The 22,084-nt window shown below is 39.3% G+C and carries 25 protein-coding genes; 11 read left to right on the top strand and 14 right to left on the bottom strand.

The window, feature by feature from the left end; all coding sequences use genetic code 11:
* Positions 1–95 precede the first annotated feature (95 nt).
* Positions 96–404 carry a hypothetical protein gene (locus tag MSVAZ_RS00545; protein ID WP_157205982.1) on the bottom strand — a complete coding sequence of 103 codons (309 nt, stop codon included), beginning with the start codon at positions 402–404 and terminating at the stop codon, positions 96–98.
* A 49-nt stretch (positions 405–453) separates the two neighbouring features.
* Between MSVAZ_RS00545 and argB the strand changes: the two genes are divergently transcribed.
* Together argB and MSVAZ_RS00555 are read left to right on the top strand one after the other, a co-directional pair.
* Positions 454–1,353 carry an acetylglutamate kinase gene (gene argB, locus MSVAZ_RS00550; RefSeq protein ID WP_048116714.1) on the top strand — a complete coding sequence of 300 codons (900 nt, stop codon included), beginning with the start codon at positions 454–456 and terminating at the stop codon, positions 1,351–1,353.
* Positions 1,354–1,426: 73 nt separating this feature from the next.
* On the top strand, positions 1,427–1,933 hold the full coding sequence (locus MSVAZ_RS00555; RefSeq protein ID WP_048116717.1) for a GNAT family N-acetyltransferase: 507 nt from the start codon (positions 1,427–1,429) through the stop codon (positions 1,931–1,933).
* A 35-nt stretch (positions 1,934–1,968) separates the two neighbouring features.
* Here MSVAZ_RS00555 and MSVAZ_RS00560 read toward each other — a convergent pair whose 3' ends face one another.
* Positions 1,969–3,009, bottom strand: a complete 1,041-nt coding sequence (locus MSVAZ_RS00560) for an archaeosine biosynthesis radical SAM protein RaSEA (protein ID WP_048116720.1) — start codon at positions 3,007–3,009, stop codon at positions 1,969–1,971.
* 142 nt (positions 3,010–3,151) lie between these two features.
* The gene (gene guaA / locus MSVAZ_RS00565; RefSeq protein ID WP_048116722.1) at positions 3,152–4,069 is read right to left on the bottom strand and encodes a glutamine-hydrolyzing GMP synthase; all 918 of its coding nucleotides are present in this window, start codon (positions 4,067–4,069) and stop codon (positions 3,152–3,154) included.
* Positions 4,070–4,561: 492 nt separating this feature from the next.
* Between guaA and MSVAZ_RS20975 the strand changes: the two genes are divergently transcribed.
* Together MSVAZ_RS20975 and recQ are read left to right on the top strand one after the other, a co-directional pair.
* Positions 4,562–4,705, top strand: a complete 144-nt coding sequence (locus MSVAZ_RS20975; RefSeq protein ID WP_232316162.1) for a hypothetical protein — start codon at positions 4,562–4,564, stop codon at positions 4,703–4,705.
* A 719-nt stretch (positions 4,706–5,424) separates the two neighbouring features.
* Positions 5,425–8,202, top strand: coding sequence for a DNA helicase RecQ (gene recQ, locus MSVAZ_RS00570; protein ID WP_052728030.1), 2,778 nt, complete (start codon positions 5,425–5,427; stop codon positions 8,200–8,202).
* Positions 8,203–8,428: 226 nt separating this feature from the next.
* On the opposite strand, the gene hxlA is transcribed toward recQ, so the two are convergent.
* Positions 8,429–9,709 carry a 3-hexulose-6-phosphate synthase gene (hxlA, locus tag MSVAZ_RS00575; protein ID WP_157205983.1) on the bottom strand — a complete coding sequence of 427 codons (1,281 nt, stop codon included), beginning with the start codon at positions 9,707–9,709 and terminating at the stop codon, positions 8,429–8,431.
* 366 nt (positions 9,710–10,075) lie between these two features.
* Between hxlA and MSVAZ_RS00580 the strand changes: the two genes are divergently transcribed.
* From MSVAZ_RS00580 to MSVAZ_RS00595, 4 genes are all read left to right on the top strand, one after another.
* Complete coding sequence (locus tag MSVAZ_RS00580; RefSeq protein ID WP_048116726.1) at positions 10,076–10,552, top strand: DUF5788 family protein; 477 nt, start codon at positions 10,076–10,078, stop codon at positions 10,550–10,552.
* Between the two features lie 331 nt (positions 10,553–10,883).
* A complete protein-coding gene (pyrB, locus tag MSVAZ_RS00585) occupies positions 10,884–11,810 on the top strand; it encodes an aspartate carbamoyltransferase (protein WP_048116728.1) in 927 nt (308 codons plus the stop codon).
* Positions 11,807–12,277, top strand: coding sequence for an aspartate carbamoyltransferase regulatory subunit (gene pyrI / locus MSVAZ_RS00590; RefSeq protein WP_048116730.1), 471 nt, complete (start codon positions 11,807–11,809; stop codon positions 12,275–12,277). Before pyrB ends, pyrI begins: the two co-directional genes overlap by 4 nt.
* Before the next feature lie 278 nt (positions 12,278–12,555).
* The gene (locus tag MSVAZ_RS00595; RefSeq protein ID WP_048116733.1) at positions 12,556–13,029 is read left to right on the top strand and encodes a DUF5788 family protein; all 474 of its coding nucleotides are present in this window, start codon (positions 12,556–12,558) and stop codon (positions 13,027–13,029) included.
* A 90-nt stretch (positions 13,030–13,119) separates the two neighbouring features.
* On the opposite strand, the gene MSVAZ_RS00600 is transcribed toward MSVAZ_RS00595, so the two are convergent.
* The 10 genes from MSVAZ_RS00600 to MSVAZ_RS00645 form a co-directional block, all read right to left on the bottom strand.
* A complete protein-coding gene (locus MSVAZ_RS00600) occupies positions 13,120–13,860 on the bottom strand; it encodes a DUF1673 family protein (RefSeq protein ID WP_157205984.1) in 741 nt (246 codons plus the stop codon).
* Between the two features lie 11 nt (positions 13,861–13,871).
* Positions 13,872–14,663 (bottom strand): DUF1673 family protein, encoded by a 792-nt coding sequence (locus tag MSVAZ_RS00605; protein WP_048116739.1) that lies wholly within the window; start codon positions 14,661–14,663, stop codon positions 13,872–13,874.
* Positions 14,660–15,283 carry a DUF1673 domain-containing protein gene (locus MSVAZ_RS00610; RefSeq protein ID WP_269746804.1) on the bottom strand — a complete coding sequence of 208 codons (624 nt, stop codon included), beginning with the start codon at positions 15,281–15,283 and terminating at the stop codon, positions 14,660–14,662. The genes MSVAZ_RS00605 and MSVAZ_RS00610 overlap by 4 nt, the downstream gene beginning before the upstream one ends.
* Complete coding sequence (locus MSVAZ_RS00615; RefSeq protein ID WP_048116742.1) at positions 15,280–15,882, bottom strand: DUF1673 domain-containing protein; 603 nt, start codon at positions 15,880–15,882, stop codon at positions 15,280–15,282. Before MSVAZ_RS00615 ends, MSVAZ_RS00610 begins: the two co-directional genes overlap by 4 nt.
* A complete protein-coding gene (locus MSVAZ_RS00620; protein WP_048116745.1) occupies positions 15,879–16,499 on the bottom strand; it encodes a DUF1673 domain-containing protein in 621 nt (206 codons plus the stop codon). Before MSVAZ_RS00620 ends, MSVAZ_RS00615 begins: the two co-directional genes overlap by 4 nt.
* On the bottom strand, positions 16,496–17,113 hold the full coding sequence (locus tag MSVAZ_RS00625) for a DUF1673 family protein (protein WP_048116748.1): 618 nt from the start codon (positions 17,111–17,113) through the stop codon (positions 16,496–16,498). Before MSVAZ_RS00625 ends, MSVAZ_RS00620 begins: the two co-directional genes overlap by 4 nt.
* Positions 17,110–17,727, bottom strand: a complete 618-nt coding sequence (locus MSVAZ_RS00630) for a DUF1673 family protein (protein ID WP_048116751.1) — start codon at positions 17,725–17,727, stop codon at positions 17,110–17,112. The genes MSVAZ_RS00625 and MSVAZ_RS00630 overlap by 4 nt, the downstream gene beginning before the upstream one ends.
* Positions 17,728–17,740: 13 nt before the next feature.
* On the bottom strand, positions 17,741–18,391 hold the full coding sequence (locus MSVAZ_RS00635) for a DUF1673 domain-containing protein (RefSeq protein ID WP_231592323.1): 651 nt from the start codon (positions 18,389–18,391) through the stop codon (positions 17,741–17,743).
* Between the two features lie 64 nt (positions 18,392–18,455).
* Positions 18,456–19,037 (bottom strand): DUF1673 domain-containing protein, encoded by a 582-nt coding sequence (locus MSVAZ_RS00640; RefSeq protein WP_048116755.1) that lies wholly within the window; start codon positions 19,035–19,037, stop codon positions 18,456–18,458.
* A gap of 40 nt (positions 19,038–19,077) precedes the next feature.
* Entirely contained in the window at positions 19,078–19,527 is a 450-nt protein-coding gene (locus MSVAZ_RS00645) for a hypothetical protein (RefSeq protein WP_048116757.1), read from the bottom strand.
* Between the two features lie 254 nt (positions 19,528–19,781).
* On the opposite strand from MSVAZ_RS00645, the gene MSVAZ_RS00650 reads away from it, so the two are divergent.
* The 3 genes from MSVAZ_RS00650 (at position 19,782) to MSVAZ_RS00660 (ending at position 21,473) form a co-directional block, all read left to right on the top strand.
* A complete protein-coding gene (locus MSVAZ_RS00650; protein WP_048116760.1) occupies positions 19,782–20,198 on the top strand; it encodes a hypothetical protein in 417 nt (138 codons plus the stop codon).
* Positions 20,199–20,246: 48 nt separating this feature from the next.
* On the top strand, positions 20,247–20,450 hold the full coding sequence (locus MSVAZ_RS19885; RefSeq protein WP_156150922.1) for a hypothetical protein: 204 nt from the start codon (positions 20,247–20,249) through the stop codon (positions 20,448–20,450).
* A gap of 501 nt (positions 20,451–20,951) precedes the next feature.
* The gene (locus MSVAZ_RS00660; protein ID WP_232316163.1) at positions 20,952–21,473 is read left to right on the top strand and encodes a hypothetical protein; all 522 of its coding nucleotides are present in this window, start codon (positions 20,952–20,954) and stop codon (positions 21,471–21,473) included.
* Positions 21,474–22,084 lie beyond the last annotated feature (611 nt).

The raw sequence follows: 22,084 nt of genomic DNA on the forward strand, positions 1-22,084 counted from the left end.
AAAATAATTTCTCTCATATACCCTGAAAATAGGGTTCTTTCTTTTTCTTTAATATAGATAAGGAATTAGCCTGGACTGGTCTTTAATTTTTTATACTATCCGGGCTGGCTTATTTCCAATGTTTTCATTTCCACTGCCTTCATTTCCATTGCCTTCATTTCCACTGCTTTCATTTCTACTGCTTTCATTTCCACTGCTTTCATTTCCACTGCTTTCATTTCCACTGCTTTCATTTCCACTGCTTTCATTTCCACTGCTTTCATTTCCACTGCTTTCATTTCCACTGCTTTCATTTCCACTGCTTTCATTTCCACTGCTTTCATTTCCACTGCTTTCATTTCCACTGCTTTCTCAAAATTAATTCTCTTACTCTTATTTTTTTGCATGTTGTTTCTAACTATCACCAGAGTCTTTAACGATAAGTTTAAAAATAGATTTTCTGATTCCTACATCATGGAACTAAAGAGAGAGAACGTGCTTATTGAAGCTCTGCCTTATATGCAGGAGTTCTATGACTCAATCATGGTTATAAAAGTGGGCGGAAATGCAATGGTTAGCGCCCAGATCATGGAGGATATCATAAAAGATGTTGTGCTCCTGCGCTATGTGGGAATCAAACCCGTTATTGTACACGGGGGCGGGCCTGAGATTACTGAAAAAATGGAGCGTATGGGCAAGAAAGCTGAGTTTTTCCAGGGATTACGTATTACAGATGACGAGACAATGGAAATTGCCAGGATGGTGCTTGTCGGAAATATCAATACCAAAATTGTATCTCTTATCGGGGTTTGCGGAGGAAATGGTATTGGGCTTACTGGATACGATGGAAGAATGATCCTTGGCCATAAGCAGGCTGTAAAGAAGGTAGTGATTAACGGTATTGAGACTGAAGTTGATATTGGCTGGGTTGGGGAGTGTGAGGTAATTAATCCTGATATTCTCCATATAGTACTTCAAAACGGTTATATTCCTGTCATTTCTCCTATTGCTGTGGATGCGAAAGGCAATGCCCTGAATATTAATGCCGATATAGTGGCAGGCGATATTGCAGCAGCTTTGCATGCTAAAAAGCTTATTCTGATGACTGATGTCTCAGGGCTACTTAGAGATGTAAATGATCCCAGTAGCCATATCTCCCGTGTAACTCTGGATGATATTGATAACCTTATCGCCGAAGGCATTATACAGGGTGGTATGATCCCAAAACTCAAAGGCGCAGCAGTCGCAGTAAAAAACGGGGTTGAAAGGGCTCATATAATAAACGGAAGTGTTTCTCACTCCATGCTTCTTGAACTCTTTACTGATTGTGGAGTCGGAACCATGGTCTACAAGTTCAAAAAGCCAAAAGATTAATTATAAACGACCCGGCAGCTTATAAATACCTCTAGTTTTTGATTAATCTTGATAAAAGAGTTTAGAGGTATTTATGAATCTAATCATCAGGCCTGTCAGGTTAAGTGATTCTCAGGACATCAATGAGATGCGAAGGCAAAAAGAGGTCAGGGCACATAACCTTGCCCTTCCTACCGAAACTATTGAGTTTACGGAAGGATTCCTGAGGAGTATGGGCGGTGACGACCATGTACTGGTATCCGAGTCCGAAGGAAAAGTTATTGGAATGGTAGGGATACATCTTCTGAAAGGTGTCAGGCAGAGACATTCCGCCTTCCTTGGAATTATGGTAAGGACTGAATATCAGGGGCAGGGTATCGGGAAAAAGTTGATGGAAAACATTCTTGACCTTGCAGATAACTGGCTTATGCTGGTAAGAATCGAGCTTGATGTTACTGCAGACAATGAAAAAGCTATCAGTCTTTACCAGTCTTTTGGTTTTGAGATCGAAGGGACAAAAAAATACGCAATAATAAAGGATGGGAAGTATGCCGACCTTCTCATGATGGCCAGGTACAATATTCCCACTCAGTTCAAATAAAAAAAGTTCAGGTAAAAATGAATTTTTTACGGTTTTTAATCTAAAATAGGTGCTCCGTAGGTAAAGTCTTCAAGTTCCAGGACTTTTCTCCAGAGTTCTTTGCATTCGCAGTCTGTTTTGCTGAGGTCTTCTGGATTCTGGGTAAGTGAAAAAGTCCTTAGAGAGTCTGCAACATCCGAGCTGCAGATTTTACAATTGTGAGGACCGCGTTTTGAGCCTGCACCTACCGGATCGGACATAAGAGGAAGGTCTGGATGAGCGGCTTTTGCCCTTTTCAGGATTTCTACAATACTCCAGAGCCAGGGAGGGCGATATTGTCCTTTTTCCCAGAGCGCTTCAACAAGGGTACCTTTCTGGACATTGCAGAGGTTGATCGAAATTGTGTCAGCGTAAGGAGCCGCATCATCTATGGAACCGATAATGTCCTCAAGAGCCTGGCGTTCGGAAAGAAATAGAGGTTTTAGCATCAGGTAGGCTTTAACAGTTGCCCCATTTTTCCTTGATATTTCTGAGGCACGGACAAAATCCCTGAAGGTAAAACCTTTATTAATAGAGTCCCTGCGGATTCTGTCCGAGCTAGTCTCCAATCCGAAAGCCAGTTCAAATGGCTTATTTTTCAGAATATTGAGACATTCCTTAACATTCTCTTCAGTTACGAAGTTAGGGCGGGTTTCCGCAAGTACCTTGACTACTCTGGGATCGTCTGCAAGAGTTTTGAGGATTGCATCTCTTGCCTCAGGAGGAACCTCCTGCTCGTCAAGAAAACTGCCTGAGGTGAAAATTTTTACCATAAACTCAGGGAATTTTTCAGCTTTCTTCATTGCTCTTGCAAGCTGGGCCTTGTAATCCTCCAGAGTTGGGGGTTCACTTGCGCAGTCATAGACATAACCGCACATAGTACACCCTCCGGCTTTTCCCCAGCGGCACCCGGCGCTCTTGAAGATCACAGTCAAAGTCTTTACCTGAGTTTCATTTACCAGGTCTACTCCTGTCCAGCTTGCTGCAGGTTCATTGGTAGGAGAAGGTCTAACTTTAATCCGCTGTCGGATTTCCATTACTGCTTTATTCAGTGTCATGGGCGTAAAAACTCGCTTTGTGGCTTGCTTCATATTATAAAAAAGATTTGAAGCTGAGAGCCAGCTTCATTATTCATTCCTTATATTCTGTACTTTTACTTTTATACTCTGTAACTCTAATTCCATTTAAGTGGCCTGTGCTTCACTCAAACTCAATAGTTGCAGGCGGTTTTGGTGTGATATCATAAACCACTCTGGCTACTTTCGGGATTTCAGAGGTAATTCTTGATTCCAGCTTTTTGAGTACATCCCAGGGAAGTTCGAGCGCTTCTGCAGTCATTCCGTCTCTGGAGCCTACAGCCCTTACAGCTATTATCCAGCCGTAAGCCCGGATATCTCCTTTTACGCCTGTTCCCTTGCCAAGTACAGCAGCAAAAGTCTGCCAGGGACAGAACCTGTCAAGAAGTTCTTCTTCAACTATAGAGTTCGCTTCCCGTACAACCTCAAGTTTCTCCTCTGTAACTTCTCCAAGAATCCGCACAGCCAGGCCAGGTCCGGGGAAAGGCATCCTTTCACAGATTTCGTCAGGCAGCTTGAGAGCCCAGGCAACTTCTCGAACCTCATCTTTGTAAAGGTCCTCGATAGGTTCTATTATCTTCTTGAAGTCCATTACGCTGGGCAGCCCTCCAACATTGTGGTGGGATTTGATTCCGCCTTCTGACTCGATCCTGTCAGGGTAAATTGTGCCCTGGATAAGATAATCGGCTTCAAGTTTCCTTGCCTCTTCTTCAAAGACCCGGATGAATGTCTCGCCTATAGCCTTCCTTTTCTCTTCAGGGTCAGTTATGCCTTTCAGGGCTGCAAGGAACCTGTCCTTTGCATATACAATATCCAGGTTCATGTGGGAGAAAATATGCTTTATCCTCTCGGTTTCTCCTTTTCTCATGAGCCCTGTGTCAATGTAGATTGGTTGCAGCCTGCCCCCTATTGCCCTGTGAGCCAGTTCCGCACAAACAGAACTGTCCACGCCGCCTGAGAGTGCAATAATTGCTCTCCCATCCTTTATTTCCTTGCTAATTTTCTCAACTGCTTTTGGAATGAATTTCTCGGGTTTTACCATTGAAATGCTCCTTAAATGATGCTGAACTGAAAATCCTTTGAAAAAATGATCGTGATCAGTAAAGACTTATTAGAATTATCTGAATTTGACTATTTTAGTGTGATATATGAGTTTGTGCATGGGGTTTTTGATATTTAAAGGTATCATAAAAGAAGTTTGCAGATAAATAAAAATATTTTACTTCTACTGAAACGAAATAAAATTTAAATGTATTCTCTTTGTCTAGCAGCTATAAACGGGAAATTAGTTTTTTAATTCCCAGTTATGATTTTGTTTTAGATCTTATTAGCCAGTAACTTACTGGCTGGTAAGATAACTTCAAATGGAGTCGAAATCAATTTCCTGAAGACTTTATGGAAAATTAAGCTTGATACGAAAGCAAGTATTCTACATAGGCAGAAATTTACGTCTACCCCCTCTAGAAAATTAAAAATTAGAATTATATACAAAGCTTTTCCAAAAATATTCCTATTAAAATCCAGAGAGGAATTGGTGATAGGAATGGGTAGTGAGAACTATGAGCTTGTCGATACGCTTGAAAGAATTGCAAAGTCCCTGGAAAGCCTGGCAGAGTCACAGAAAAAAATAGCTGACACTCTGGAATGGGTGGTAAAAGACAAGGGATTTGTAGACTGAAGCGGGCGAAATTTTTGGAATAAGGAAAAGTGTGCCATGAATAGAAAACTGCGGAAAACTGAAAACATAGCTGGTTGGTATAGATTATCTTAAGAGGAAGATAAGAAGTACCTGGGTGTAGCCGCACTCCTTATCTTCCTATCTTTACCTAAGATCAAACATTAATAATGCTGACGCTAGAAACCAGTAAACCACTTGCTTATCACCACTTTTTAATCCTTTTCCGACTTTTCCTAATTTGGTGATGTGATTTTCTTTTCTAAATTTTTTCCTAATTTGGTAATTTAATTTTCCTTTCTATATCCTTTTTTGAATTTTACTATCTTGAGATACCTCTGATGTATGTCCATAGCTTACAGCTAATACACCCGAGTACTTTCACCCCGCACACCTGCAACTTAAATATGATGAGCGTAAAACACCACAACATCAGGATTCCATACCTGACACATTTTATACTGATATTACTGATGTCTAATTCCTCACTACACGGGAATAATTTACTATAGAGGAATAGTTTTCATAAACATAGAATAAGTCTATTATAAAAATTGAAATATTGAGGATATGTCTGTGCATGAGAGCATATCCACACTTTGACTTCCCTGGATCTTCTGGGGTTTATATTCTGGCGTGACATTGATTCTACAGGTCAGGGGGATTCGAAAACGAGCACTGAGTATGATTTCTTGAAGGCAAGTAAACGTGAGCTTGAGCCAATGCCTTCCCTGTCCGCCAGAATGCATTCAACCCTTCACCAGTATTTCGGATACACTTCCTTTCGCCCGTTGCAGGAGGCAATTATCAGGGATGTTCTGGAAAGGAAAGACGTTTTCGTGCTCATGCCTACCGGCGGGGGCAAGTCGATGTGCTACCAGTTGCCTGCCCTTCTCATGGAAGGAGTTACTGTTGTTGTTTCTCCTCTTATCTCTCTGATGAAAGACCAGGTTGATGGACTTGAAGCAAACGGGATTGCCGCAGCCTGCATGAACAGTACCCAGAGCGCCAGAGAAAACCGTGATGTAAAGACGGCTTTTCTCGAAAACCGGTTAAAAGTTCTTTACGTTGCTCCTGAAAGGCTTATGATGCCAGGGACCCTTGCTTTTTTAAAGAAAGGAAAGGTCAGTCTTTTTGCGATTGACGAAGCTCACTGTATTTCCGAGTGGGGCCATGATTTTCGGCCTGAGTACAGAAAATTGAAACTTTTGAGAGATCCTAAAACAGGCTTTCCTGATATCCCAATTATTGCGCTTACGGCAACAGCCACAGAAAGGGTCCGAGAAGATATCATATCGCAACTCAATCTTCATCTTCCTCCGGAAAAAGGTCCGTATGTGGCCAGTTTCAACCGGAAAAACCTTTACTATGAGGTCAGGCCAAAAAAAGAAACTTTTTCCGAGATTACTGACTACCTGCGCAGGCATAGAGGTGAAGCGGGTATCATCTATTGCCAGAGCCGAAATAGTGTCGAAGCACTTACAAAAAAACTGAACATTGCAGGTTTCAGGGCCCTTCCCTACCATGCAGGGCTTTCAGACTCCGAGAGGAACCGAAACCAGGAGATGTTCATTAAAGATGACGTGGACATCATAGTAGCTACAATCGCTTTTGGGATGGGGATTGATAAGTCCAATGTACGTTTTGTAATACACTATGACCTTCCCAGAAATCTTGAGAGCTACTATCAGGAGACCGGCAGAGGAGGAAGGGACGGAAGCCCATGCGAATGTATCCTTTTTTTCAGCAGAGGAGACCGTTTCAAGATTGAGTACTTTATCTCACAGAAGACAAATGAAAAGGAGAAGGACATTTCTCTGGTGCAGTTAAGGCAAATGGTAGCTTATTGCGAGGTAAATAAGTGCAGGCGCCAGACTTTGATGGAGTACTTTGGTGAAGAGCTCCCAGAACCCTGCGGGAATTGTGACTGCTGCCTTACTCCTAAAGATACCTTTGACGGGACTGAAGCTGCAAAAAAATTGATAACCTGCGTCCAGGAACTGAACCAGCGCTTTGGCACTAACTATGTTATTGATGTCCTCACAGGTTCAAAGAATAAAAAGATCAGGCAAAACCGTCATGAAAGGTTGAAAAGTCATGGCAGTGGCCTGGAGTTCACAAAAGAACAATGGAAATCATTAGCTTCCGAAATGATAAATACCGGTCTTCTGGACGTAAGTGGGACAAAGTATCCTGTATTGAAGCTTAATGCCATGAGCAGAAAAATACTGAAAGGGCTGGAACAAGTAGAGCTTGTCTGCCCCGAAGGTTTTGCTCCTGAGGCTGAAGAAAGTTTCATGCCTTCTACGGTAACTGGTACAAAAGGCAAAAAAGCCGACGATCTAAGTTTCTCTGAGGAAGAAACTTTTTCAGATAAATTTTCAGTTGCTTCTGACATCCTCAAAGCTTCAGAGGCGAAAAAAGCTATAATCTCCGGGAAAGAGCCTGATCCTATTCTTTTTGAACGGTTAAGAGCTCTGAGAAAGGAAATTGCTCTACAGAAAAATCTTCCTCCCTACATTATTTTTTCTGACACTTCCCTTAAGGAAATGGCTACAAGATTTCCGCAAACTTCTGAGGAGTTTCATTCTATTACAGGGGTTGGAGAACATAAATTAAGAAAATACGGGGATGTTTTTCTCAAGGAAATCGAAAACTACTGCACAGATTACAGTTTAGTACCCGCTGAAAAACCTGCTGAAAAATCTATTGAAAAACCTGTTGAAGAATCTGCTGAAACACCTGTTGAGAAATCTATTAAAACACCTGTTGAAAAATCTATTGAAAAATCTATTGAAAAATCTATTGAAAAACCTGTTGAAAAATCTATTGAAACACCTGTTGAAAAATTAGAGGCTACCTGTAAAGACCCTGAACAAGAGGGAATAAACTCAAAAGAAACTGCTCAGAATGCTCAGAATGATGAAAATCCCAAAGTTGAGATCGAGATGTTCGGGACTAATATCTCCGACCCCGAAACTGACAAAATCAACAGTTTGGAAGTTTGCAACTTATCCACAAAAAAGACAAGGTATCTGGATACGAGCATTCAGGACTGGTCAGAGCGGAATTCTTCGGCAGGCGGCTTCAGGGAAATAGATACTGCAGAGATATCGCCTGAATTAGAGGTTGTAAACGCCACCATAGCAGATCCTTCTATCTCCGGTTCTTTTGAAACGGATTCTATGCAAAGAACTTTCTCTCTTTTTACGCAGGGGTTTGGAATCGATGAGATTGCTGACATCCAGGGTATGAGTATCAGAGCCGTTTTCAGGCAACTTGAACAGCTCACTCTTTTTGGAAACGTAAGAAATATTGGAGGGCTCTTACCTCCCAAAAGACAACAACAGATCAAAGCTTCCCTGGAAAGCTTAGAAGTTGAGCTAAACTCTCTGCTTCGGGCAAGGTTGGGTGAGAACTGCCAGGAAGAAGAAATGAAATTTGTCAGAGCTCTCCTTCTGTCCAGAATCTGCTTTTCCCAGTCTGAAGGTGGTAAGTAAAACCCTTTTCTGCAAATTTCGCTGTTCTTCTTTGATTTTTATGATTTTCTGACCTTTTTAATTTTCACTGTTTTTCAATTCTCACTACTTTTTAATTCTCGCTGTTTTTTAATCCCACTTTTTTTAATTCTCGCTGTTTTTTAATTATCACTTTTTTTAATTTTCACTTTTTTAATTCTCATTTGTGTTTTCTTGTTTTTGGCCTGAGTCCTGAAAATGGGGGCATTCAACGTTTTTCCCATTTCTTTAGATTCATAATCTCAGACAGCGTCCCGCCTCTCTTGATTTCATCGAAGAGTCTTTTTTCGGTTTTGTAAACCTCTTTTGCTCTTCTTGCCAGCTCGTATGCCCTTTCTGCTGGAATTACCACAACACCGCTTTCGTCGCCCACTATATAATCTCCTGGCTTCACTGTCTGGCCACCGCAGGTAATCTCAGCGTTGATTTCTCCAAAACCTTTAGGATCTCCGGCGTTAGGTACTGTATTGCTTGTATAAATCGGAAGTCCCAGGGTTTCGACTTCGTCAATATCCCTGACAGCGCCCTCTATTACCACGCCTGCAATTCCCTTGTTCAAGGCGCTCCAGGTTGCAAGCCCTCCCCAGCAGGCAACATCCTTATTTTCATTGTAAATAACGATTACGTCTCCTTCTTTTGCAATATCAATTGCTTCCACGGGCTTTGCCCAGTCTCCGGGAAAAGTCTGCACGGTAACTGCGGTTCCTACCATTTTTCCTCTTACCAGAGGATGAATGCCTTTCATTGCGCCTTTCCGGTGCATGGCATCAGAAATGTTTGAAGTGGATACTTCCTTAAGAATTTCTCTGATTTCCTGGTCTACAGTGCTGACACTGCAGATTTCTACAGCTTCTGGGGAGTCCACACTCTGCCTGATTTTTCTTGCAGCTTCGGTTACGTTGTCAGAATGGGTGATATTCCCTCCGACAATTACAACTTTTGCCCCGGCCTTAACAGCCTGCACTGCACTATTTGCATCGAGCCCACCAGCGACTGCAAGCTGTACGTTGACTCTCTGTGAAATTTCCCTGAGAAGCGATATGGGGTCTTTTCCCATCATCTGCTGGTCTATACCTATGTGTACATTAACATAGTCTACGCCCAGAGACTCAAGTTCAATTACTCTTTTTACAGGGTCAGGAGCCGAAATGAGGTCTGCCATTAACCTGACTCCATATTTATGGGATGAACGGAGTGCATCAAGTAACGTAGAATCATCTGCACTCCCTAGCACAATAACGACATCAGCCCCAGCTTTTGCTGCCATCTCAACTTCTATAGCGCCTGTATCTACAGTTTTCATGTCTGCCAGAATCGTCCGGTCTGGAAAAGCTTTCCTCATAGTGCGGATTGCGTCCATTCCCTCACTTTTGATCAGAGGGGTTCCAATTTCGATCCAGTCCGCACCTCCTGCTATTGCCTCTTTTGCAATCTCTACCGCACGATCCAATTCCAGAAGATCAAGTGCAACCTGAATTATGGGAACTATAGTATCACCTCAAGCGGGAAATAGGAAAAGCTGAAATTTTCAAGTATTTCTATATCAGCTGTCCTGTATGTTTTTATCCTGTTTTACTCCGGATCTATTCCTTCGGACTTCCGGGTTTTATATCGATTCTTTTAATTTAATTCTCTTAAATTTATCCTTTTATTCTGACTCAAATTATCTAATTTTTATATGTGAGTTTTTCATTACCTATATTTCTTTTTATTTGCGACTGTTTTTGTGTTCACGGTGTTGTTTATATCTGACATTCACAGGTAAAGAATAAATATTAGCCAGTTATAAAAAATGAATATTATCCAGTTGTCGTAGGAATTTGATTAATGCTATAATATTTACTGGGGGAAGACAATGGAAAAGAACCTTGGAATATCCGAAAAGAATGATTCTGAAAATTATATCACAGATGAGGAACGCAAGCAGTTACTTTCGGCTCTGCATTCTCGCCTTTTCTGGGTAGGTCAGCGTATCCCGGATTATGTTGAGCTTGAGGGAGAAACTTATCCTCTTCACAACTATATATGGGAACTGGTTCAAAAAGAGGAACTCAGTGAATCTGAGAAATCCAGGATAGATAAATGCATTGAAATTCTTTCAGCAAAGGAAATGAAAGATGAAAAAGAGCTTGAAGAGAATTCTCTTACTTCGGAAGAATCAAGAAATCTCTATCATGAGACTGCAGGCTTATTGCGTGCAATCACAAATTTGCAGGAGATCGAGAGCGGAATCTTCAAGCAAAATACGAAACGCTTTCAGGAACAGTTCGCTAATCAGAGGGTTAGAGACGCAAAGCTCTGGCTTGAATTCATAAAAAAAGTGTCTAAATGATGTAAGTGTCTAAATGATGTAAGTGTCTAAATGATGTAAGTGTCTAAATGATGTAAGTGTCTAAATGATGTGTTAGCATTGTAAGTGATATGTTAGCACTGAAAGTAATGCATTAGTACTGAAAGTAACATTGCAGCATTAAAAGTAATATCTTAGTACTGAAAGTAACCTCTCAGCATTAAAAGTAATGCATTAGCACTTAAACTATCATATTACCATTGAACGTGATATGTTAGCACTGAGGTACAATACTGGATTTAATTTCCTTCAATACTCTTAGAAATTTCTGGAGCAAAGGTTATATCTCTGGGAACCACTTTATGAAAACAGGATGTCATTTAAGAACAGAAACGTCATCTCTATGAAGGACTTTTCGCGAAAAGAAATCGATTACGTTCTGGATACGGCAGAAAAGCTTGAACCTGTAGCCAGAGGTGAAGAGAGGTCCCGGTTGCTGGATGGAAAAATAATAGCTCTTCTTTTTTTTGAACCAAGCACAAGGACAAGGCTGTCTTTTGAGGCCGCTGCGCAGAGGCTTGGAGGGCAGGTTCTTAACCTGGGTTCTGTGGAGGCAAGTTCAGTAATGAAAGGAGAAAATCTTGCCGATACTATCCGCGTAATCAGTAAGTATGCAGATCTTATAGTGTTGCGTCATCCTCTTGATGGGTCAGCACGAATGGCTGCGGAATTTGCAAGTGTTCCTATTATCAATGGTGGAGACGGCTCTCTACACCACCCTACGCAAACTTTCCTTGACCTCTATACTATTCGCAGGGAAAGCCATCTAGAAGGTCTGAAGATCGCTATGGCAGGAGACCTGAAGTATGGAAGAACAGTTCATTCCCTATGTCATGCCCTATCTCTTTACGGAGCCGAAATAACTTTAGTTTCGCCTCCTGAACTCAGGATGCCCCAGGAGATAATCAGGGATCTTCAAAAGAATAAGATCAGAATCAGAGAGACAACTTCTCTTGAAGAAATAATTGGAGATGTTGAAGTTCTTTATATGACAAGGGTTCAAAGGGAACGTTTCCCTGATCCCGAAGAATATGAAAAGGTCAAAAACAGGTTGAGGGTTACAGGTGACCTGCTGAAAAACGCAGATCCTAACCTTAAGATTCTTCATCCTCTCCCACGGGTCAACGAAATCTCTCCTGAAGTGGATTCAACACCGTATGCATGTTATTTCGAGCAGGCTTTTTATGGGGTCCCTACGCGGATGGCACTTCTCGCTCTTGCCACGGGAGTGATTGAATGAAGGAAAAAAGAGACCTGAAGATTCAGGCAATTGAAAATGGAACGGTGATTGACCATATAAAGGCTGGGCAGGCTTTGAATGTTCTGCGTATACTCGGGATTTCCAGTGCTTTTCGAGCTACTATCAGTTTCGTTATGAATGCACCCGGTGCAGCAGGCATAAAAGACGTTGTGAAGATTGAAGGTAAGGAACTCAGCGTCGAAGAGCTTAACAGGATTGCTCTTATATCTCCGAAAGCCACTATCAATATTATAAGGGATTTTGAAGTGGTTCAGAAAAATAAGGTTGTGCTTCCTTCTTATGTTGAAGGTGTTGTACGCTGTACCAATCCAAACTGTGTTTCTAATAGCAGTGAACCCATAAAATCAAAATTTTCCGTGCTTCAGTCCGAAGAAGAAGGGGTAACTCTACGCTGTCTTTACTGCGAGCACGTAATTTCAGAAAATATAGCCGAAAATTTGCTGTAAATGAAAATTTGCTGTAAATGAAAATCTGCTGTAAATGAAAATTTGCTGTAAATGAAAATTTGCTGTAAATGAAAATTTGCTGTAAATGAAAATCTGCTGCAAATATATGACTTTCTGTGAGCTAAAAATCAATTTTCGTTTTTATCTTGAGGTTCTCTTACAGGACTGAAGTGATCGGTAATTAATTCACAGGATATTAGTTCAGTGTAGTTCGAATATTATCTATTTGAATATAATTTTGCAGTTTTAACTGCTATTATCTTCAGGGGAAATTGCTCATGATAAAAAGAGATAATGATACGGAAGAGGCAGATGACGAATATATAAGTACTCAAGAGCGCAATAAGCTCCTCTGGAGCCTAAGGAGTGATTTTGCCTGGACAGGAAAGAAAATCCCTGAAAGCGTAGAGATTGATGGGCGTGAGTACAAACTCAGGGACATGGTTCGAGAACTGAGCGAAAAAGAATCACTGGATACAGATAAAACTGCCGAAATCAGAGCTCTTATCCCAAAATTGAATGAAAAATCAAAAGTAGACGAAGAATTAATAGAGACCGAAGAGCTTACAAAAGCAGAGGCTGAAGCCCTCTACGAAGAAGCAACTGGGCTTATGCGGGCTTCAATGGAATTAAAAGACAAACTTGAGGGGAAAGGTGGGGAAAAAAGTGTTGATGAGTTTAAGCGTATGCTCAATAACCAGAAGATAGTGGACGAAAAGTACTTTCAGAATCTTATTAAAAGTTTAAAGTAATAAGTTTGTTTGTGATTTCTTCAGTGGTTTCGGCTTCAGGGAATTTCAATTTCAGGATAGTCTTTCGATTTCTTTTTTGTTTTCAATTTTCTACTTACTCTTATTTTTTAAGGTCGCCATAATGTCTTCAGGTTCTTCAGTGTAGAATTCCAAACTTAAGTTTGATCGTGTAGTAATTTTAAGAATCTGTTGATAAGGCACTGTGAGTTCGAAGATATAAAAATAAATAACAAGGACATATGCAACTATCCAGAAATCTACCATGACTGAGCTTAGTTTTATGAAAGCTGGAGCTGCTTCCATCTGCAAATCTCTGGTTATATTTTCTACGATATGAGGCAGTTGAATTACAAGGGTAGCAAGGGCTAACAAACGCAGTGGCCAACGCAGGGAACGGCCTTTGTTCTTTGATATAGTGTTCGTCACGATATTCTCTTTCCTTAACACGAGGGATCTGAACAGATGCCGGCGAATAATTATTTTTTCAGGAGTCAACAACACAGTAGTATGATTATAAAGAATAAAAGCCAAAAAAGCCAGATAGGGGATTAAGGAAGAAAAGAGATCGAAAAAAGAGCCTGCAGGACTATATAATCCCAAAATTAAACTGATTACTAACGATGTACCGATAATTTTTCCAATTCCGTAGCCTCTATACAGGCCCCGTCCTTTCAGAACCTCACCTTCTTGCATACTTGCAGGAGAATGTACTGGTTGGCCCAGCTTTTCCAGTCCAAAACTATAACAGCCGCCTTCCTTCCTTTCTTTTTGGATAGAATCCTCCATAGGGCACCATCCCATCAATTTTCTAAAATATTTTACCAAAATCATTTCATAAGCCTTCAAAACGTTTTTATTTCATTTTGATCCCTTTCGTTTTTGAGGAAACTTGTAAGCTCTTCAGGTTTATTAGTAAAAAACGTAATTTCCAGTTTTGAGTGAGTAGTAACTTTAAGGGCCCACTGATAAGGCGTTAAGAGTTCGGCATTGTAAAATGCCACAAGTAGAATTGTTACTGTTGCAATATGTCCCAGAAATAGACTAAGATCAACATAGTTTGAAAGTAATCCTTCAATATATTCAACATATTCAATATATTGCGAGTTCCTTGGCATCCCTTCTATAAAGTAGATTGGTATTAAAACTACACAAAACAAACGGGATAGCCATCGTAATGAATGATTATAATTTTTCGTTGTCGAGATTTGAATGATATCCTCTTTTTCAATCACAATAGGCTTAAGCAGAGGCTTTTTGATTCTGATTTCCCCAGGTGTTACTGTGACAGCATCGGGGCGATTAAGAAGAAATATTATAGGCAGAAAGAACTTAACAAGGCCTGAAAATATAATCAAATAAGAGTCTTCAGGAGTATATGCCCATAAAAGCGAGGAGGCTATTAATGTGGAAAAAACGATTATTAAAACCCGCAATAACCACCACCAGTCAAAGAGACTGGCTTGCACTTTAAGAGTTCTGTTTTCCTGGAGATCTGCGGGAGAGGAGCTTAATTGAATATTTCCATTTCCCCATTTAAAATCCGGGAGGCAACCTTCCTGCATTTGATTCTGGAGGGAGTTTTTTGTCGGGCACCATCCTATCAGCTTTTCTATGTATCTGGACTCCCGGCTCATAGTTCTTCATCCTTTTCTCCAAGGACATACAACTTTTGCTGTCCCTTTTCTCTTTTCATGTACATTTTCATATGGTTTTTCTTCTCCCAGTAAATTAGCTGGAAATAGAATCCCCACATCAGAATCAGGGTTCCTGAAGTGAAAGAGTACAGTGCCTGATCGTTAAAAAGATAAGCTGCATAAGACGAGATATAGGGCAATAAAGCCATGAGCAAAGTGAAACCCAAAAATAGGAATAAGATCACGCAGGCAAAAGTTCTTCTAAAGGAAGGAGAAACGACAGGATTTCTTTTCACGGCATCGTATTGACGCATCTGTTTTTTCCAGCCGAGCAAATAGATCGGTAAAGAAAGTGAAAGGCCAAGAAGGAAAGCCTCTGTATTTACACCTTTTTGAAATAAGTTTATATAAATATAAATAAAGATAATTGGTAGCAAGAGGAGTTGGTTATCAAGCCTGGAATGCTGTTTAGGAATATTATTCAGACTTCTTGTCTTTTCTCCTCCGGACTGGTCATTTGCTGCAAAATTAGCAGAGCTAATTCGGGTTTCAGGTTCAAGTGCTTTTGCATTCGGGCACCATCCCATAAGCTTTTTTATGTTTTCAACTCTAAGGCTCACATTTCTTCCTCCTTTTCCCCAATAGCATATGCCTTTTGGAAGCCATTTTCACTTTTAATATAAATTCTCATGTGGTTTTTCTTTTCCCAGTGAATTAGCTGAAAATAAAAACCCCACATGAAAAAACAAAGAATTGAAAGTCCGAATAAGGCCAAGTGCCAGGATTGTATTATCATATAAGTGAGCAACATCATCGGAGCAATAAAAACTATGATTATCAAAAAAATCCAAAGATATGATAATTTAGAGATATAACGGACAATAGGCTTTTTCGCAACGTCGTTGAACCGCTGAATCCGCTCATTCCAGTGAAATACAAAATAAAATAAGGGAGGTAATGGTGCAAAAAGGGATGGGAGAAGGCCCATGTGATTGTATATAAGGAAATGAACAAATGTTAAAAAAATAGCAAATAGAAGAATTTGATTGCTTTCTCTCTGGAGCCATCCAGGATTCTTTAAACAGCTGTTATCTCCCCTTGCCCTGTCCGGAACATTGGAATCAAAATTTTCAAGGTCAATATTCCTTCTAGCTTCATATGCTTTTGCATTTGGGCACCAACCCATTAGCTTTTTTATGTATTCGACTTTAAGGCTCATATTTCTTCCTCCTTTTTCCCAAGAGCATATGTTTTTTGGAAGCCATTTTCAAATATTATACAAATTTTCATGTGATTTTTCATCTCCCAGTAAATTAACTGGAAATAAAAGCCCCACATAAAGAACCAAAGAATTGAAATATAAAATATCGGTATCGATTGACTGCCAAAGTTGAATATGTAAGAGAGAACTATAAGAAGAGATGTGAATAGAATAGTAAAAATTATGAATAGTAAACCTGGAAGATATTTTTCTTTAGAGCCATAACGAGTAATAGGTTTTCTCGCAATGTCGTTGTATCGCTGCATTTGCTTATTCCAGCGTAATACTAACTGAGATAGGGCCACTAAAAATCCAGCAAGTAAATAGAGCAGGTTCAGATCTATCAGATTAATCATCAGGAGATACACAAACGTTAAAAAAATATCAAATAGAAGAATTTGATTACTTTCTTTCCGGAGCCATCCAGGGTCCTTTAAATCTCCATTTTCTCCCCTTGCTCTGTCCGGAATATCGGAATCAAAACTTTCAAGATGAGCGTGCTGTCTGGCTTCATATGCTTTTGCATTTGGGCACCAACCCATTAGCTTTTTTATGTATTCAACTTTAAGGCTCATATTTCTTCCTCTTCTTCCCCGATAGCATATGTTTTTTGGAAGCCATTTTCATTTTTGATATGAATTATCATGTGATTTTTTTTCTCCCAGTAAAATAGCTGAAGACAGGTTCCCCACATAGTAAGAATCCAGGTTGCTGCAATAAAAGAATACATTGATTGAGAGTTAATAGAAGAAGGCGTGTTAGACAAGAAAACTATAGGTGGGAAACTCAAAAACAAAATTAGGGATAAGAAAACAAAGAAGAGTACTATTTTAGAGACATAACGAACAGTGGTTTTTTTTGCGGCAGCATCGTACTCACGTATCTGATTTTTCCAGAAAAGTAAATTTATCAGCAAAGAAAACAAAATGCCCAAAAAGAATAAATCAAAATTTACACCCTTTACTAATAGCATAACTGTGTAAACAGGAGTTAAGAAAAGTGTTGGTAAGAGTAGTCTGACATCAAGCCTGGAAAAACGGCTAAGAGCCATCGGAATCCTGACTTTTTCTCCTCGAGGTTGATCATATGCTTCAAAATTAACAGGGCTAACTCTAGATCCGGTTTCAATTGTTTTTGCATTCGGGCACCATCCCATTAGCTTTCTAATGTATTTTGCTTCCCAATTCATGACTCTCCCTCCTTTTCCCCAATAGCATACATCTTTTGGAATCCCTTTTCACTTTTCACATAAATTTTCATATGACTTTTTCTTTCCCAGTAAATTAACTGAAGATAACTTCCCCATAACAGAATCAAAGCCCCTACAGTTAAGGAATACATTGACTGAGCGTTAAGAAAAGAGGGTATCTGAGATAAGAAGACCATAGGCAAAATTAAGAACAAGATTAGGACTAAGAAAACCCATAAGAGCGTTTTCTTTGAGGAAGAGCGAACAATGGATTTTTTTGCCAGGGAATCGTAATGATGCATCTGCTTTTTCCAGCCGAGCAGGTAAATCAGCAGAGAAAGTAAAAAACCTAAAAAGAGAGCTTCTGCATTTATACCTTTTTGAAATAGCAAATTTATGTAAACAAGAGTTAGGAATAATGTTGGTAAGAGAATTCGGATATCAAATCTGGAAAAAAGCCTGGAAATACGACTTGCAATCTCTGGATTCCTGTCTTTTTCTCCTCCAGATTGACCATATAATTCAAAATTAGTAGGGATAATTCGAGATCCGGTTTCAAGTGTTTTTACATTCGGACACCATCCCATCAGTTTCTTGATGTATTCCAGAGTCATAGCATCTCTCCGTTTATTTATTTACAATGTAGACTCCCGGCATTTTGCGCCCGTACACAATGATTATTTTCCCATTCCTTTTTTCCCAGTACATATCTGTAAGGTAATACAGAAAAGCCGTCAAACAAAAGCCAGATAGAAATGCTATAATGTATTTCCAGCCAAGAAATGAACTTAAGCCGAGAAGCACTACTAAGCCAGTTGAATCAAAATTAAAATAATAAAACAAAGCTATCAAACAAAAGGCAGAAATAAAAAACAAAATGAGTCCCCAATTAAACTGTGAAAAAAAGAGATACAGTAGTACCAGGGAAAGTAGTAGATTTATAATTCTCCATTTTGGAGATACAATATTCTTCTTTATTTTCTTGCCTGTGTTTTTTATTTTATTCAAGAAATGCCAGTTCCAGATGCACAAGAGCAGGTTAAAAATGGTTCCGATAGTTAACCCAAATATGAAACCTTTATCCATAGGATGAATGCCCAGAAATCCAATTCCCAATACAGAAAAAAGAGTCAATCCAGAGGATATTACTAATGCTCTATTATGGCGTTTGTTCCACCAACCAGTGGGTAAAACCGGAAGACTTCCAGCATCTCTCCCTTTAGCTTGGTCACTGGCTTCAAAATATTTAGAATGGATGGAATGTTGAGTTTCAAGCATTTTTGCATTCGGGCACCATCCCATCAGTTTCTTGATGTATTCCAGAGTCATGTGTCCATTCCATTCATGCATTTACAATGTAGATATCTGGCATGTAACTCCCTTCCAGAAGCACAATTTTTTCGTTTTTCTTTTCCCAGTATACATCTGTAAGGTAATACAGAAAAGTTGTCAAACAAAAACCGGAAATAAATGCCAAAACAACTCTCCAGCCAACCAGTGAAGACTGTGTAAGCAGCGTTGTAAGGCCTAATAACCCAGATATGACTATCAATTTATTTTTTGTCTGAACTCTTTTGCTGGAGTTTTTTATTTTATTCAAAAAATGCCAGTTCCAGATGCAAAGAGGCAGGTTAAAGATAGTTCCGATAATTAACCCAAATATGAAACTTTCATCTCTGAGATGCACCCCAAAAAATCCAATTCCCAACAAAGATACAAGAGTCAACCCTGAGGACACCATTAAGGTCCTGTTATGGCGTCTGTTCCACCAGCCGGAGGGTAAAGGCGAATTTGCGGCATCTTTTCCTCTGGACTGGTTGTTCGCTTCAAAATATTCAGGGTGGATGACATTTTGAGTTTCAATCGTTTTTGCGTTTGGACACCACCCCATAAGCTTCCTTATACTTTTTGTGAATACGTCCATCTTTAACCCTTCACTTAATTTTACCTGCCTTTAGTCAGGCCTATTCAATCGATTCTTTTAATTTCTCAAATAATTCATCAGCTATCTTTGTGGGATCTTCCGTACTCTGGAGTTTGAGCTGCATCTCTTCTGCAAAGTCCCAGAGAAGTTCAATGCATTCCCTGTACCTCTCGCAAGACCCGCATTCACCTTCGTGTTCGTACCAGACTTGCATTCCGTGTTTTGCCGAGACAAAGATTATTGCGTTGGCTTTGAAAGGGACCGATTTTCCAAAGAGTATCCCCTTTTTTGAGTCAAGTTTTTCTACTTCGATCCTGTTTGCACTGGCCATTTCAAGCAGGGTTTCTTCAATGCGTTTATCCATACTAAGAAGGGCTCGCGAGACCGCCTGCCTGGAGACCCCGAAACGTTTTGCGATATTGATATTCGGAAGCCCGTTTCGGCGCAGAACCCAGAATTCAAACTGTTTTTCACCTGCTGGAAGAAACATATGTAAACATCTGAACGTTGACTATATATAACTTTCTGCTCTGAAAATTTTTGAAGCTATTTGTCTAAAAAAATTCTTCTCTCTAAAGATAATTCTAAAATCTTATTAAAAGCAGTTTAATGACCTGACCATAAAAAATATATAGAAACTGATTAAAGTTTAATCAGAGCTTTATATATTTTTACAAATATCTATATATTAAATCCCATTTTTGAAATTATAAAATGAAAATGTAAAATCAATAGGGATGTTTTATGCAAAAAGATAGTGATTTTGAAATAAATCCTGAAGTTATATATTTTTCTGAAGACTCAATAGCCGAAAATGAAAACGAAAAAAATAAGAAAGAAACTGAAGAATTTGAAGCCCAAGCTGCAGCATCTATTGATTCCAGAACCTATGAACACTCTTCTTTTTTTCTCGGTATACCTTTGATTATTATTATTGGGGGTATAAGAAGCAGTTATGAAAGTGTTTTCTCCATTGAATATAAAGGAAAAAACGTAGTTGTACTATACAATGGTATCTGCCTTGTCTCAGTAGCGGACAGACTTTTTATTCACGGAAAATGGGACAAGGGAAAAAGGCTCGGAATACAGGGAAATGTCGTTGTTGCGGACAGAATTGAAAATTTGAGTTCTGGGCTTGTCTTCAGTCATGACAGTCAATGACCCTGCCTGGAAACTGTTCTATCAGGATTCACGTTAATTAGAGTCCGCATGAATTTGCTTTCGACTTCAATCCTGTTTGCCCTGGCCATCTCAAGCAGATTTCTTCGATGCGCTATTTATACTAAGAAAGGCTCGCGAGACCGCCTGCCTGGAGACCCCGAAACGTTTTGCGATATTGATATTCGGGAGCCCGTTTCGGCGCAGAACCCAGAATTCAAACTGTTTTTCACCTGCTGGAAGAAACACATGTAAACATGTGAATGTTGACTTTATATAACTTCCTCTCTCATTAACTTTGTTGAGTCTCTTTAATGAAAATTTTTGCCAGATGAAGAAATCCTGAAGTTTTGTTAAGAATAGATTGAAGATCTGGTCATAAAACATATATAGAATAACATTAAAATTTATTCACAAATATAACTATTTATTGAATAATATAAAATTTGAATTCGATGTTATGGTACTATAAGTTCGAAGTTGAGGATTTATTTAGGTCTTGATATGCCGAAGAAATTATTCAGAATAAATTTAGAGATCCTGTTTCTTTTGGAAGATTCCCGAAAACTGGTGCAGACTCTCTCCAATGTTAAACTCTCTATAAATCCTGCACTTCCAAAAGTGACTGAACGCGGTGTTGCTCAATCTGTTCAAAATATGTAGGGCTGATGATCTCTGCGTTTTTAGGACTGATTCGCTTTTATATTGCTAGTAAATGGAATAAAAGTACAGAACTAAGTTTTAAGAGTGATAAATGTGACTAGAATATCAAATTCTCTCGTGATCGGGGTAATTGTAGTATTTATTGTAGGAACCATACTTTTTTATTCATATTCCGTAGGCCAGCTACTCTGGGGCATTATAGCTGCGGGGATGATTATTCTGATTGCAGTTATGCTACTTTTTTTGCCGCTTATCACAGACCCTTTGAACTCATCCGGTTACAGGGGAAATGAGAAATCCGAATCTTTTGGCGTTGAATCTATATGTCTAGGCGATTCCATAGTTTATGAAAGACCATTTTTCTTCATCGGCTTGCCTTTCATTATAATTGCTCTAGGAGGTATATTTTCTAAATACGAAAGTATATTTTCTATAGCATATGAGAGTGGAACAACATTGGTTCTATATCATGGAGTCTGTTTTGTTTTAAAAGACGACAAACTTAGCATTAGGGGTAAATGGTACAGGGGAAAAAGGCTCGGAATACAGGGAAATGTCGTTGTTGCGGACAGAATTGAAAATTTGAGTTCTGGGCTTGTCTTCAGTCGTAAATGACTTTATATGGCAACTGTTCTACCAGATCATCGGGCAGTTCTGGCAGGTCTACCGCTTTCAGTTGTAAATGACTTTATATGGCAACTATTTTGCCAGGGTTCTAGTGCCATGGCAATTTAATTATTTAGTATAATTTTTGATAGCTTCTCATCAACATATAACGATTCAGAGTTAACATGTTGACCAATAACTAAATTTTCAAGACACCAGTGTCGAGTCAATCTTCAAGGATCCAATAATTCCGAATAACTGCAATTGATTTTATACGACATTTTGTTGTTGACTCAACACTAGATGTTATACTTCATGTTTTTTCTTTTGGTTTTGAGTTTTTTTGTCCAAGTTTGTAGTTTTCCTTATAATAGTTTTAATGGAATATTGCTTGCAAGCAAGTATCCCTATTGTTGTGGGATGATATTTTGAGATTTCAGGGCTATATACTTACAAGCAAGCAGTATCCTATTTCCTATCCTATACTATATATAACTTTCCAGTCAACGGGTTAATATTAATCTCCTAAAAAGTAAACCTGCCTGGATTAAGTTAAAAAAGATTAGAAAAAAGAGAGTAAATAGCTCTTTTCTAAGTTAAAAGAGAGTAGGCCTGATAAG

The organism is Methanosarcina vacuolata Z-761 (genome assembly GCF_000969905.1).
Classification (GTDB): domain Archaea; phylum Halobacteriota; class Methanosarcinia; order Methanosarcinales; family Methanosarcinaceae; genus Methanosarcina; species Methanosarcina vacuolata.